This window comes from Dyella solisilvae (assembly GCF_003351225.1).
Lineage (GTDB): Bacteria > Pseudomonadota > Gammaproteobacteria > Xanthomonadales > Rhodanobacteraceae > Dyella > Dyella solisilvae.
Window position 1 is genome coordinate 896,245 of the sequence record NZ_QQSY01000001.1, and the last position, 13,745, is coordinate 909,989.

At 65.7% G+C, this 13,745-nt stretch carries 15 protein-coding genes; 3 read left to right on the forward strand and 12 right to left on the reverse strand.

Annotated elements, in window-relative coordinates; translation table 11 throughout:
- Positions 1-522: 522 nt before the first annotated feature.
- From rplS to DVT68_RS03955, 8 genes are all read right to left on the reverse strand, one after another.
- On the reverse strand, positions 523-915 hold the full coding sequence (rplS, locus tag DVT68_RS03920; protein WP_038616079.1) for a 50S ribosomal protein L19: 393 nt from the start codon (positions 913-915) through the stop codon (positions 523-525).
- Between the two features lie 27 nt (positions 916-942).
- Positions 943-1,710: a tRNA (guanosine(37)-N1)-methyltransferase TrmD gene (gene trmD, locus DVT68_RS03925; protein ID WP_114823716.1), complete on the reverse strand. Its 768-nt coding sequence runs from the start codon at positions 1,708-1,710 to the stop codon at positions 943-945.
- Positions 1,711-1,744: 34 nt separating this feature from the next.
- Entirely contained in the window at positions 1,745-2,260 is a 516-nt protein-coding gene (gene rimM / locus DVT68_RS03930) for a ribosome maturation factor RimM (RefSeq protein ID WP_114823717.1), read from the reverse strand.
- Between the two features lie 2 nt (positions 2,261-2,262).
- Complete coding sequence (gene rpsP, locus DVT68_RS03935) at positions 2,263-2,517, reverse strand: 30S ribosomal protein S16 (protein ID WP_109125566.1); 255 nt, start codon at positions 2,515-2,517, stop codon at positions 2,263-2,265.
- Positions 2,518-2,658: 141 nt separating this feature from the next.
- Complete coding sequence (gene ffh / locus DVT68_RS03940; protein WP_114823718.1) at positions 2,659-4,041, reverse strand: signal recognition particle protein; 1,383 nt, start codon at positions 4,039-4,041, stop codon at positions 2,659-2,661.
- A gap of 73 nt (positions 4,042-4,114) precedes the next feature.
- Positions 4,115-5,437, reverse strand: coding sequence for an alpha/beta hydrolase (locus DVT68_RS03945; protein ID WP_114823719.1), 1,323 nt, complete (start codon positions 5,435-5,437; stop codon positions 4,115-4,117).
- 27 nt (positions 5,438-5,464) lie between these two features.
- Positions 5,465-6,106: an SdpI family protein gene (locus DVT68_RS03950; protein WP_114823720.1), complete on the reverse strand. Its 642-nt coding sequence runs from the start codon at positions 6,104-6,106 to the stop codon at positions 5,465-5,467.
- Positions 6,103-6,390 carry an autorepressor SdpR family transcription factor gene (locus tag DVT68_RS03955; protein ID WP_114823721.1) on the reverse strand — a complete coding sequence of 96 codons (288 nt, stop codon included), beginning with the start codon at positions 6,388-6,390 and terminating at the stop codon, positions 6,103-6,105. The genes DVT68_RS03950 and DVT68_RS03955 overlap by 4 nt, the downstream gene beginning before the upstream one ends.
- Positions 6,391-6,505: 115 nt before the next feature.
- Between DVT68_RS03955 and DVT68_RS03960 the strand changes: the two genes are divergently transcribed.
- From DVT68_RS03960 to DVT68_RS03970, 3 genes are read left to right on the forward strand one after another with little or no spacing between them, the layout of a single operon-like run.
- On the forward strand, positions 6,506-7,309 hold the full coding sequence (locus tag DVT68_RS03960; protein WP_114823722.1) for a cytochrome C assembly family protein: 804 nt from the start codon (positions 6,506-6,508) through the stop codon (positions 7,307-7,309).
- Positions 7,306-8,166 carry a formyltetrahydrofolate deformylase gene (purU, locus tag DVT68_RS03965; RefSeq protein WP_114823723.1) on the forward strand — a complete coding sequence of 287 codons (861 nt, stop codon included), beginning with the start codon at positions 7,306-7,308 and terminating at the stop codon, positions 8,164-8,166. Before DVT68_RS03960 ends, purU begins: the two co-directional genes overlap by 4 nt.
- Before the next feature lie 27 nt (positions 8,167-8,193).
- On the forward strand, positions 8,194-8,784 hold the full coding sequence (locus tag DVT68_RS03970; protein WP_233523332.1) for a glutathione S-transferase family protein: 591 nt from the start codon (positions 8,194-8,196) through the stop codon (positions 8,782-8,784).
- A gap of 169 nt (positions 8,785-8,953) precedes the next feature.
- Here DVT68_RS03970 and radA read toward each other — a convergent pair whose 3' ends face one another.
- The 4 genes from radA to DVT68_RS03990 all read right to left on the reverse strand — a co-directional run bounded on the left by radA (position 8,954) and on the right by DVT68_RS03990 (position 13,554).
- On the reverse strand, positions 8,954-10,336 hold the full coding sequence (radA, locus tag DVT68_RS03975) for a DNA repair protein RadA (protein ID WP_114823724.1): 1,383 nt from the start codon (positions 10,334-10,336) through the stop codon (positions 8,954-8,956).
- A 70-nt stretch (positions 10,337-10,406) separates the two neighbouring features.
- Positions 10,407-11,495, reverse strand: coding sequence for an alanine racemase (gene alr, locus DVT68_RS03980; protein WP_114823725.1), 1,089 nt, complete (start codon positions 11,493-11,495; stop codon positions 10,407-10,409).
- A gap of 189 nt (positions 11,496-11,684) precedes the next feature.
- Positions 11,685-11,945: a hypothetical protein gene (locus tag DVT68_RS03985; protein ID WP_114823726.1), complete on the reverse strand. Its 261-nt coding sequence runs from the start codon at positions 11,943-11,945 to the stop codon at positions 11,685-11,687.
- A gap of 163 nt (positions 11,946-12,108) precedes the next feature.
- Positions 12,109-13,554: a replicative DNA helicase gene (locus tag DVT68_RS03990; RefSeq protein WP_114823727.1), complete on the reverse strand. Its 1,446-nt coding sequence runs from the start codon at positions 13,552-13,554 to the stop codon at positions 12,109-12,111.
- Positions 13,555-13,745: the final 191 nt, after the last annotated feature.

Below are 13,745 nucleotides of genomic sequence, written 5' to 3' on the forward strand. Positions count from 1 at the left end.
CACACCGCGACATGGGGCGAGACTCCCCCTCTCCCCGATGATCACCGCTACTAGAACCAGCGACCGTCTGCCTTAAGTCCTCTCGGCCGCGGCGCGTTACTGGGTAGCCGCTGTCCCTGAGGTATCACGTCACCGATCAAGCTGGCCGCAGTCCACCGGGCTGGTAACCCACATGTCGCTACGAGCCTCTTAGGCCGTTTTCTTTGGGTTACTTTTCTTTTGGGCCAGCAAAAGAAAAGTGACTCGAGCGTCGGCAGACGATTGAAACGCCCGCCGCGTAGGCGGCACGCTGGCGGCAACGCCAAACACAGAGCCAAAAGCCAAAGTCACTGGATCCCAGCCTGCGCTGGGATGACGGATAGGGAGACCGTGGTAATTCCCGTGTTTCGCCTTGAGCGAGCCTGCGGCAATCCATAGACAGCCCCGAGGCGAGCCCACCCACACCTATCTACTTCGTAATCGCAAACAAAAACCCCGCGGATCGCTCCGCGGGGTTTTTGGTGTATCGGCAAGACGCCGGGATTACTCCGCAGCGGCAGCCTTCTTCGCGGCCTTGGCGGCCGAGACGGCGGCGACGTCTTCCTTGATGCGAGCAGCCTTGCCTTCCAGGTTGCGCAGGTAGTACAGCTTGGCGCCACGCACCTTGCCCTTGCGCTTCACTTCGACCGAGTCGATGGCCGGGCTATGAGCCTGGAACACGCGCTCCACGCCGGTGCCGTGCGAAATCTTGCGCACGGTGAAGGCCGAATGCAGGCCGCGGCTACGCTTGGCGATGACGACACCCTCGAACGCCTGGACGCGCTCGCGGTTACCTTCCTTCACCTTCACGTTGACCACCACGGTGTCACCAGGGCCGAACTCCGGCAGCTGGCGGGTGATCTGCTCGGCTTCGAACTGTTCGATGATCTTGTTCATGGCAACACCTGTCTAATTTCTGAGCCCTTAGTGGGCCGTATCGTCGTGCCGCGTCTGCTGAGCATGCTCGCGGCGGAATTCATCCAACAGCGCACGGGATTCTGCATCCAGCGCGCGCTGCGCCAAAAGGTCGGGACGTCGCAACCAGGTCCGTCCCAGCGATTGCTTCAGGCGCCAGCGGCGGATCGCCGCGTGGTCACCGGAAAGCAGTACATCCGGCACGTCGCCCAGTGCGTCATGCACCGGTTTTGCATAGTGCGGGCAATCCAGCAGTCCGTCCGAGAACGAATCCTGCTGCGCCGACTGCGCGTCGTTCAACGCACCGTCCTGCAAGCGGCCCACGGCATCAATGATAACCGCGGCGCCAAGCTCACCGCCGGACAGCACATAATCGCCGATGGAGAGCTCCTCGTCGACCTCGTGCGCCAGCAGACGCTCGTCCACACCTTCGTAACGCCCACAGAGCAGAGCGATGCGCGGCAGCTTCGCCAGCGCTTCCACCCTGCCTTGCGTCAGCCGCGCACCTTGCGGGCTGAGGTAAATCACATGCACCGGTTCCGGCGCCGCCTCGCGCATCGCCTTGAGGGCATCGCGCAAAGGCTGGATCAGCATCACCATTCCGGGTCCGCCGCCACAAGTGCGGCCGTCCACGGTGCGGTAATTGTCGGTGGCGTAGTCGCGCGGGTTCCAGGTTTCCACCTGCAGCAGCTCACGCTGCTGCGCACGTCCCACGACCCCCACTGCAGCACACTGGCGCATGAAGTCGGGAAACAGCGTGACGACATCGATGCGCATGATCCTCAACCCATGTGGCCGCGCACAGGCGCGCTCAGAATTCAGGATCCCAGTCCACCACCATGCGCCCGCCGGACAAATCCACCGAACGCACATACGAACCCTGGATGAAAGGAATCAGCCGCTCGCGCGTACCGTCCTTCACCACCACGACGTCGTTGGCGCCGGTCGCGAACAGATGACTGACCCGCCCCAGCACCACGCCTTCCGTGGTGACGACCTCCAGACCCTCGAGGTCGACCCAGTAATACTCATCCTTGCCGGGAGGCGGCAGCAGCTCGCGGGCGACATAAATGTCCTGCCCCACCAGCGCCGCCGCAGCGTCGCGGTCATCCACTCCAGGCAACTGGGCGATCAGCCCTTTACCCTGCGGACGACCCTTCACTCCCGCGACCTCCATCTCCACACCCGGCGCCGATGTGAGCAGCCAGGGTTGGTAGGTGAAGATCCGCGTGCGGGGTTCGGTCCAGGATTCGATCTTGACCGAGCCCTGCACGCCGTACAGCCCGACGATGCGTCCCACCAGGACGCGTCGACCGGCTGCCGTCATGCTCAGGCAGCCTGCTGCTTGCCGGCTTCCTTGACCAGGGCGGCGACCTTATCGGTCAGCTGGGCGCCCTTGCCAACCCACTCCTGCACGCGGGCGACGTTCAGCTCAAGGCGCTTGTCCTTGCCCGAAGCAACCGGATTGTAGAAACCCACGTTCTCGATGCTGCGACCGTCGCGCTTGTTGCGCTGATCGGTGACAACGATGTGGTAGAACGGACGGCCCTTGGCGCCGCCGCGCGAAAGACGAATCTTGACCATAAGTAAAAGCTCCAGAGTTGCCGGATGCCGGCAGCACGCACGAGGCCGTGCGCGGTAAACGCAGCATTTTAATGAATTTTGGGGAAAAAGGAAGAGCCGACAGGCAAATCCGGCCGGAAAAACCAACCGGACCGTTCAGCCTCAGCGCATCGGCGGCAATCCACCACCCATGCCGCCCATGCCCTTCATGGCGCCGCGCATCTGTCGCAGCAGGCCCTTGGTGCCGCCCTTGGACAGCTTGGACATCATCTTCTCCATCTGCATGTACTGCTTGAGCAGACGGTTCACGTCGGCCGGCTGGGTGCCTGACCCACGCGCCACGCGGGCACGACGCGAGCCGTTCAGCAGGTCCGGGTGACGGCGTTCCTTCTTGGTCATCGACTGGATGATCGCGACCATGCGCTTGATCTCGCCATCGTTGACCTTGGATTTCACGTTGTCAGGCAGGCTCGACACGCCCGGCAGCTTGTCCATCAGGCCGGCCAGGCCGCCCATGTTGCTCATCTGCTCGAGCTGGTCGCGCATGTCGTTGAGATCGAAGCGCTTGCCCTTGATGACCTTCTCGGCGAGCTTCTGCGCCTTCTCCTGATCGACCTTGCGCTCCACTTCCTCGACCAGCGACAAAACGTCGCCCATGCCGAGGATGCGCTGAGCCACGCGGTCCGGATGGAACGGCTCCAGCGCATCGGTCTTCTCGCCGGCGCCGAGGAACTTGATCGGGCGGCCAGTGACATAACGCACCGACAGCGCGGCGCCACCGCGCGCATCACCGTCGGTCTTGGTCAGCACCACACCGGTGAGCGGCAGCGCTTCGGCGAATGCCTTGGCGGTGTTGGCCGCGTCCTGGCCGGTCATGGAGTCGACCACGAACAGGGTTTCGATCGGGGTGATCGCGGCGTGCAGCGCCTTGATCTCCGCCATCATCGCCTCGTCCACGTGCAGACGACCGGCGGTATCGACCAGCAGCACGTCGACCACTTCGCGACGGGCGGCGGCGATGGCGTTCTTGGCGATGTCGACCGGATTCTGGCCCGCTTCGGACGGGAAGAACTTCACGCCAACCTGCTCGGCCAGCGTGCGCAGCTGCTCGATGGCGGCCGGACGGTACACGTCGCAGCTCACCACCATCACCTTCTTCTTCTTGCGTTCGGTGAGGAAGCGGGCGAGCTTCGCCACCGTGGTCGTCTTGCCCGCGCCCTGCAGGCCGGCCATCAGCACCACGGCCGGCGGTTGCTGCGCAAGGTTGAGCTCAGTATTGGCAGTGCCCATCAGCGCGGTCAGCTCGTCGCTGACCACCTTCACCAGAGCCTGGCCCGGCGAGAGGCTCTTGAGCACTTCCTGGCCCACCGCGCGCACCTTCACGCGCTCGACCAGCGCCTGCACCACCGGCAGGGCCACGTCGGCCTCGAGCAGGGCGATGCGCACCTCACGCAGCGATTCGCGGATGTTCTCCTCGGTCAGGCGACCGCGGCCGCGCAGGCGGTTGACGGTGGCGGAGAGGCGTTGGCTGAGGGATTCGAACATGGCAGACAGGAGTCCAGGGACAAGCGGGTAAATATAGCAGAGGCCGGGGACAGCCATCCCGCCACCTTCCGGATCAATGGGCGGCAGGCTGGGCCTTGATCCACTTGGCGATGTCCTGGATCACCCTGCCGTCGACGCGAGAGGGCGTCTGATAGTCGGCCGGCGTGCCTGTCTTGCCGGCAGGCATGAACAGATGGTTCAAGCCCTCGTACTGGTGGAAGCTCACCAGTGATCGGCCGGCCAGCCCCGTTTGCCAGCGACCATAGTCCTGCGTGGGCGATACCTGGAAATCGCTGCCGCCCTGCAGGATCAGCATGGGCATGGACAGCGCCCCGGCCACCGCGACAGCGTCGTATTCGCGCAAGCTCAGCCAGTAGCCTTGCGGCGCATTGCCGAACGAACCCGGCGGCGGCCGCGACGGATCGGCCGTGGCCAGCCACCGCTGCTCCGCGGCAATGGACTGCTCCTTCTGCTGGATCTGCTCGTCGCTGAGACCCTGCAATTTGCCTTGCTCGCGGGTCTGCTGGGCGATCACGTCCAGCAATGGGCGCGCCGAAGCCGCCAGCAAGACCAGCCCCGCCAGTTGCGGCTCGCGCTGGCCAATGCGCGGCGCCATATACGCGCCCAGACTGTGGCCCAGCACGAACACCCGATGCGGGTCGACGCCCGGCTGGACGGACAGCAGCTTCACCGCGGCCAGAGCGTCGTCGGTCACTTCGTTGTCGATGGTTGCGGCATCCGCTTGTTGCGCCATGCGCGGGCCATACACGCGGCTGCGCTTGTCATAGCGCAGGCTTGCGATGCCTGCCGCGGCGAGCCCTTGTGCGATATCGCGAAACGGTTTGTTGGCCCCTACGGTTTCATCCCGGTCATTGGGTCCCGACCCGGCTACCAGCACCACCGCCGCAAAGGGCCCCTGCCCGGACGGCAGCGTCAGCACGCCGGGCAACGGCCCCCACGGCGTGGGCACCGCCAGCGAGCGCTCGCCCGGCCCCATCGCCTCCGCGCCCGCGGGAGCAGCGCCCGGTGCGAAGCGCAGGCCATCCACCTGCCCCTGCGCATCGCAACCCACCCGCATGACCAGCCACTGGTTGGCGAAATGCAGAGGCGTTTCAGCCAGCGCGCCATCACCCAACAGACTGACCTTGGTATCAGCGGCATGATCGAACGCGCCGAACTGTTGAGGCAGCGCCTGGGTCCAGACCTTCTCCAGCCGCGATGCGTCCAAAGCGTCCTTCATGCGCGCATTGAAATGCGTCGCAACCAACGCGAAGTCACCCTTCTGCAGGGCCTGCAGAATCTCGGCCGCGCGTTGCGCACAGACCTCCGGCGTCGCCTGCGCAGCGCTTGCCGCCAACAGGCCGACGATGAACCACAGTTTCCTCAAGCCCGACATTGCGCCCACTCCCTCATGTCATGGAGCCTAGCGATGCTCGATGCGCCGGTAGGCCAGCAGCGAATACAGCACGCATGACCCAGCCATCAGCAGGATCAGTGCGAAGGTCAACCAGCGCGGGCCACCCAGGGACGCCGCCAACATCACCAATGCGCCCGTGGCGACGAATATCCAGCCGCCGACCCGATGGGTGCGCTCCCATACGGCATCACTCGCCAAGGTCCAGGGCGTGCGGATGCCGATGAAGAAATTCTTGCGCAGCTTGCCCATGAAGTTGCCCAGCACCATCAGCAGCGCCCCCAGCGACAGCGACATCACCTTCCACATCGGCACGGCGTAGCCCGCACTCACCAGGAGCCCGGCCAGCAGGATGACCAGCAGCGCCGCCTGCACGGCGAGCATCAGCAGCGCGTATACCGATGCAAACGTCGACAGCTCAAAGCCACGCGGCGAGATCCTCGGCAACAGCCACAACAGCAGGGCAAAGCCCGCCATCACCAGAACCGGCATCGCCGCGCCCCAGGGCCGCGGGCGATAGCCGTCCGGAACGCCCTGCATGTTCCAGTGGATCGGCACCTGCTGCGGCAATGAGGGATACAGCCAGGCCACCGCCGCCAATGCGACGACGACGAACGCCAGCGACACCAGCAAACTGTGCGAGAGCTTCATCGCTTGCCTCCCTTGGGGGAATGAGGGGGAAACAGGTCAAGCACCATGCGCGCGATGTCTTCCATCAGCGTGCTGTTGAGCGAATAGACGATGTATTGGCCGCGGCGCTCGGTGCGCACCAGGTCCGCCTGCTTGAGCACGGCGAAGTGGTGCGACAGCGAGGCCGGCGTGATGTCGAACGCCGCGCCGATGTCGCCGGCGCTCAGCGCCCCGCCCTGCAGCCGCTTGAGGATGGCTCGGCGGGTCGGGTCGGCGAGGGCTCGAAAGATGGCCTGCTGCTTCACGGTGCACGACGGACCTGACCATGGAATAGCTAGATATTTAGACAACTTTCTAAATATCGCAAGTGCCGCCCTGCGCCGTTCACGCCCCGCCAACCCTGTGCCACACTTCCCCGCCATGCTTACCGTCGCCGCACTGATCGCCATCTTCGACTACCTGCTTGCGGCAGGACTGCTGTCGTGGCCGCTCTTCGTGCGCAACCACTCCGTCACCGTCCTGCGGCGCGTCGCGCTCGCCGTCGGCGCCATTGCCGTGCTGACGCACGGGACGATCCTGCTCAGCCTGCATCGCGGCGCCCTGGACCTGCACTTCTTCGCTGCGCTGTCGCTGGTCGCATGCGTGGTGTCGGCGCTGACCTTGCTGGTGAACCTGACGCGGCCCGTGGCGGCGCTCGGCGTCATCGTCTTCCCGCTCTCGGCGCTGTTGCTCGCCGCCGACGCGTTCTGGGCGCCCGCTACCTCGCCCGAACCGCTGGAGTGGCAGATCAAGTTGCACGTCACGGTGGCGCTGCTGGCCTTCAGCGTGCTGTCGATCGCCGCGGCGCTGGCCATCCTGCTCGCGGTCCAGGAGCGCGCGCTGCGCCATCGCCAGTTCGGCGCATGGATGCGCGCGCTGCCACCGCTGACACTCACGGAAACGCTGCTGTTCCGACTGATCGGCGCCGGCTTTCTGCTGCTCACGCTCACCCTGCTCACCGGCATCCTGTTCGTCGACAACCTGTTCGGCCAGCACCTGATCCACAAGACGGTGCTGTCGATCATCGCCTGGCTGGTGTTCGGCGCCTTGCTCTACGGCCGCTGGCGCTACGGCTGGCGTGGACGCAGCGCGGTCAACCTCACGCTGATCGGCATGGGCGTGCTTCTGCTCGCCTTCTTCGGCACCAAGCTGGTGCTCGAACTCATCCTGCACCGTACGCCATGAGCGCCGCCCGCCAGTTCGTGCTGACCCTGTCCTGCCCCGATCGTGCGGGCATCGTGGCGGCGGTATCGAATCATCTGGCGGACCAGGGCGGCAATATCGTGGAGGCGCAGCAGTTCGGCGACCAGGAAACCGGGCGCTTCTTCATGCGCCTGGTATTCGAAAATGCATCGCGCGAGCTGGCCGACCTCGATGCGGATTTCGCTCCTTTCGCGCGACAACTCCGCATGCAGTGGACCTTGCGCGACCGCAGTCGGCGCCGCCGCGTGCTGCTGCTGGTGTCGAAGTTCGACCACTGCCTGGCCGACATCCTCTATCGCTGGCGCCTCGGCGAATTGCCGATGGACATCGTGGGCGTGGTCGCCAACCATCCACGCGAAACATTCCGGCACCTGGACTTCGACGCGATCCCGTTCCACCACCTGCCGGTCGACGCGGCCACCAAGGCGACACAGGAATCGGCGCTGTGGTCGCTGATCGAGCAGACCAATACCGATCTGGTGGTGCTCGCGCGCTACATGCAGGTGCTGTCGAACGAACTGTCCACGCGCCTGGCGGGCCGCTGCATCAACATCCACCATTCCTTCCTGCCCGGCTTCAAAGGCGCGCGGCCGTACCATCAGGCACACCGGCGCGGAGTCAAGCTCATCGGCGCCACCGCGCATTTCGTTACCGCCGATCTCGACGAAGGCCCGATCATCGAACAGGATATCGAGCGCGTCACGCACGCCGACACGCCGGACGACCTGATCCGCATCGGCCGCGACATCGAGCGCCGCGTACTGGCCCGCACCTTGCGGCTGTTTCTCGACGACCGCGTGCTGCTCAATGGCAACAAGACCGTAGTCTTCCATTCCTGACGGAGGTTGTTGGTGGAACTGATTGGCATGCTCGACTCCCCCTATGTCCGGCGTGCGGCGATCTCGCTGCGTCTGCTGGGCGTCCCGTTCCAGCACCGTTCCTGGTCGGTATTCCGCAACTTCGACCAGTTCCAGCAGCTCAACCCGCTGGTGAAAGCGCCAACGCTGGTGCTGGAAGACGGCAGCTGGCTGACCGAATCAGGCCTGATCATCGACTGGGCCGAGACGGTCAGCGGCAAGTCGCTGATGCCGGCCGAACGTGCACAACGGCTGCGTGCGCTGCGGCTGACCGGTATTGCGCTCGCCGCCAGCGAGAAGAGCGTGCAGATCGTCTACGAGCACAAGCGCGATGCCGACAAGCGCGATGCCGGCTGGCTGCAGCGCGTGACGGGGCAACTGCACGCGGCCTGCGACCTGCTGGAGCGTGAGCTGCAGGGCGTCGACGGCTGGCTGTTCGGCAATGCCCCGACCCAGGCGGACGTGTCGATCGCGGTGGCGTGGGGCTTTACCCAGTTGGTCGCGGCGGATGTGGTCGACGCCAGGGCGTATCCGCGACTGGTGGCGTTCTCGCAGCATGCGGAGAAGCATCCGGACTTTGCGGCATTGCCGCCGACGTGAGTCGCTTTGCTCCTTCTCCCCCGCCGGGGGAGGGTTGGGGCGTTCCCACCTTCACGGTGGTGAGGGGACACCCTTGCGATATCGCGGGTTCAATGCGCGCTGATTGGAAGGCTAAGGCGAGCCCCCGCCCCTCACCCTGCCCTCTCCCCAAGGGGAGAGGGAAAAGCGTCTAGCGGCAGGCGTCGATCGCCTGCGACAGGCGCTCTACCGCCACCACTTCCATCTCGCCCACCTTGCCCTTCTTCGGCGCATTGGCCTTCGGCACGATGGCCTTCTGGAAGCCGTGGTGCGCGGCCTCTTTCAAGCGCTCCTCGCCGTTGGGCACGGGGCGGATCTCGCCCGACAGTCCCACCTCACCAAAGGCGATGGTCTTTTCAGGCAACGGGCGATCACGCAGCGAGGACAGCACCGACAGCAGCACGGGCAGGTCCGCCGCCGTTTCCTGCACGCGGATGCCGCCCACCACGTTGACGAACACGTCCTGGTCGTACGCGGCCACGCCGCCATGACGATGCAGCACCGCCAGCAGCATGGCCAGGCGGTTCTGCTCCAGTCCCAGCGCCACGCGGCGCGGATTGCCCAGCGATGACTGATCCACCAGCGCCTGCACTTCCACCAGCAAGGGTCGGGTGCCTTCGCGGGTGACCATCACCGCGCTGCCCGAGGTCGGGCCGCTGTGTGCCGAGAGGAAGATCGCCGAGGGGTTGGGCACCTCGCGCAGACCCTTTTCCGACATGGCGAACACGCCCAGCTCGTTGACCGCGCCGAAGCGGTTCTTGAACGCACGCAGCACACGGAAGCGGCTGCCCGATTCGCCTTCGAAATACAGCACCGCGTCGACCATGTGCTCCAGCACGCGAGGACCGGCGATGCCGCCCTCCTTGGTCACGTGGCCGACGAGGAACACCGAAGTGCCGGTTTCCTTGGCGAAGCGGGTGAGCTTGGCCGCCGATTCGCGCACCTGGCTCACCGAGCCCGGCGCCGCCGTGAGCAGTTCGGTCCAGATGGTCTGGATCGAGTCGATCACCAACACGCGTGGGCGGCTGGCCAGCGCCTGTTCGATGATGCGTTCGATGCAGGTTTCGGCCAGCGCATGCAGCGGCGCCAGCGGCAGATCCAGGCGCTGGGCGCGCGCGGCGACCTGGGCCAGCGATTCCTCGCCAGTGACGTACACGCTGGCCATCTGTGTTCCCAGCGTGCCGAGCATCTGCAGCAGCAGGGTGGATTTGCCGATGCCCGGGTCGCCGCCGATCAACACCACCGAGCCATCGACCAGGCCGCCACCGAGCACGCGGTCGAGCTCACCGATGCCCGTAAGCGTGCGCGTTTCGGCGTTCAGCGCCACCGCAGTCAGCGGAGTGACCTTCGGCGAACCCGAGGCGGCGCCCGCGTAGCCTGATGTGCTGCGCGCCGCGCCGGCGGATTTCACCGCCGGCTGCACCACGAATTCGCTGAGCGAGTTCCAGACACCGCATTCCACGCACTGGCCTTGCCATTTGGAATGCTCGGCCCCGCAGTCGGAGCAGACGTAGGCGGTCTTGGCTTTTGCCATGGTGGTTCCTGCAACACGAGGGGCAATACGGCGAGCTTAGCGGGCGGGCATCGCAGACGGCGAGACGCCCTCAGCTTTCGTCTTCGACGAACAGCACGCGACGGGTCATGCCGCAGGTGAGGTCGTAGGAGATCGTGCCGGCGTTGGCGGCAATCCATTCGACCGGCAGTTCCGGTCCCCACAGGGTGACGCGGTCGCCGACCCTGGCCTCCGGCGCGCTGCGCAAGTCCAGGGTAATCAGGTCCATCGATACGCGGCCGATCAGCGGCACGTGTTTGTCGCCCACCAGCACCGGGGTGCCGGCCACCGCGCTGCGCGGGTAGCCATCGCCATAGCCGACCGCGGCCACACCTACGGGCATGTCCTCCGGGCAGGTCCAGGCGCCGTTGTAACCGATGGGTTCGCCCTTGCCGATGCGATTGATGGCGATCAGGCGGGTGCTGAGCGTCATTGCGGGCCGGAATCCAAAATCGGCTCCGGTCTTGCCATCGACGACGGACAGGCCATACAGCAGGCCGCCGGTACGCACCCAGTCTGCGCGCGCGTCCACCCACCCCAGCACCGCGGCCGAGTTGGACAGCGAGCGCGGCCCACGCAGGCCCTGCGTCGCCTCGGCGAAGCGGGCGATCTGCGCGGGCGTACGCAGGCCGTCGAACACCTCCGACTCGGAGAAGTGCGTGAGCAGGCCGATCTCCGGGTCGATGCCCGGCATCGCGGCCAACTGCGCGTGGACGAACGCCACCGCCTCCGGAGCAAAACCCAGGCGGTGCATGCCGCTGTCGACCTTCAGCCACACGCGCAACAAGCCACGCGCGGGCGAGGCTTCGCGCAGCCACTGCAACTGCTCTTCGTGATGAATCGCCGCATCGAGGTTGAGGCGCTGCATCTCGGCGATGTCGCTGGCGCGATCGGGGCCCGACAGCACCACGATGCGCTGGCGGTGACCCGCCGCGCGCAGACGCAGGCCGTCACCCAGCGCAGCCACCGCAAACGCATCAGCATCGCCATCCAGCGCCCGGGCCACGCGCTCCAGCCCATGCCCGTAGGCATCGGCCTTGACCACCGCCATCACTTTGGCGGGCGCGGCCAGCTGCCTGATGCGGGCAAGGTTGTGGCGCAGCGCGCCCAGATGGATGGTGGCGACGGTGGTGCGGCTCATGCCTGATGGAGACCGCACGCGCGGCCGATGGCGGGAAGAGGGAGGACGGCAGAGCCGGCCCGCTGCGGACTGGCTGGCAAGCTTAGCAGTACTGCCAAGGCCCGGACCGGCCATCCGCGCTCAGGCTAGTTGCCCGGGGCGGCACTGGGCGGACCAGGTCATGGCATTCCCGAGGCAAGCGCCGACGGCTCAGCTCTCCCCATGGGCCAGGCAACGCTTCATGAGGGCCTTGTGGGCATGATCGAATTCCTTCTTGGTCATGGCCCCGGACTCCACGGCATTCTGCAGATCGGTCATCTGCTTGCCGCAGCTTTCGCTGTCCTCAATCGGGCGTGGGTGGCCGCAGCCGGCTAGGAGCAGGCAGGCAAGGACCAGCAAGGCGGAAATCATCGTGCGATTCATGGCAGCGCCCTCGAATGACGCCAGCACCAGCAGCACGATCAGCGGCAACGGGACCCAAGGCACACGCCGCAACTCGTGCGAAAGTCCAGCTTCGAGGGTGCGCCGCGGGATGTGAACCCCGCCCCTGTTTCGCGTGCAGGTGGCGCATAGGCCGCCCACGGTACAGCCGCCGTTACCAAACCGGAACGGCGACTAAAGGAAGCAGCGGGCGCTATTCGAACGCGCCGACGAAGGAATCGGGCGCGTAGTTCTCGAACTTCGTGTAATGACCCAGGAAGGTCAGCTTCACCGTGTCGGTCGGGCCGTTACGCTGCTTGCCGATGATGATTTCAGCAAGGCCCTTATCGGGCGATTCCTTGTTGTAGTACTCGTCGCGGTAAATGAACATGATCACGTCCGCGTCCTGCTCGATAGCGCCCGATTCGCGCAGGTCGGACATCATCGGACGCTTGTCGGCGCGCTGTTCCAGCGAGCGGTTCAACTGCGAGAGCGCGATCACCGGGCAGTTGAGTTCCTTGGCCAGGCCCTTCAGCGAGCGCGAGATTTCCGAAATCTCGGTCGCACGGTTTTCCTTCATGCCCGGCACCTGCATCAGCTGCAGGTAGTCGATCACGATGAGGCCGAGGCCACCGTGCTCCCGATGCAGGCGGCGGGCGCGCGAGCGCATTTCCACCGGAGACAGGCCCGGAGTGTCATCGATGAAGATCTTCGCCTCGGACAACAACGCGATGGCGTTGGTGACGCGCGGCCAGTCCTCCTCGGCCAGGTCGCCGTTGCGCAGGTGCTGCGCATGGATGCGGCCCACCGACGAAATCATACGGAAGGCCAGCTGTGAGGCCGACATTTCCATCGAGAAGATCGCCACCGCCTTCTTGCCACGCATCGCGACGGCTTCGGCCATGTTCACCGAGAACGCGGTCTTGCCCATCGAGGGGCGCGCCGCGACGATGATCAGGTCGGACGGCTGCAGGCCCGAGGTGAGCTCGTCCAGATCGGAAAAGCCGGTGGAGACGCCGGTGAGCTGGCCCTTGTTTTCGAAGCGCTCGGACAGGATGCGGAAGGCGTCCTTGACCGCCTCGCGCATCGACACGGTGTCCTTTTTCCCGCGCGCGCCCGACTCGGCGATCTTGAACACCGCCTGCTCGGCGCGCTCGAGCACCTCCTGCACGGATTTGCCTTCCGGCAGGTAACCGTCTTCGGTGATGCCGGTACCGGCATCAATGAGCATGCGCAGCACGGACTTCTCGCGGACGATCTCCGCGTAGGCGGCGATGTTCGCCGCACTGGGCGTGGTGTTCGCCAGCTCGATCAGGTAGGCGGCGCCGCCCACCATCTCGGCCAGCCCGTTGGCCTCGAACCAGTCGCCGAGGGTCACCGCGTCACAGGGCATGCCCTTGGCGGCCAGTTCGGTGATGGCGCGCCAGATCAGGCGGTGGTCGCGACGATAGAAGTCGTGTTCGCCCAGGCGGTCAGCCACCTTGTCCAGCGAATCCGGGGACAGCATCAGGCCGCCCAGCACCGCCTGCTCGGCGTCGATCGAGTGCGGCGGCACGCGCAGCGCATCGAGGCCGGGCGCAGGCTTGCGCTCGGAGCGCCCACCCCGCCCGCGGCGTTCGGAGCGCTCGGTGCGGTCGGAAGGATCGGGAACAAAGGACATCGCGATTCCTCGCAGCGGGCCGGATCGTTGCCGGTGACGTGACGTTGGGCACAGAGCATACGCGGCGCCATCTCGGGCGACGAGACAATAACCCTGTGGAAAAGCTGTGGTTAGCTGTGGATAAAACGGTGGACAACGCCGGGCGTCGCCCCAAAAAGCAAACGGGCGCCCGGAGGCGCCCGTCTGGGTAT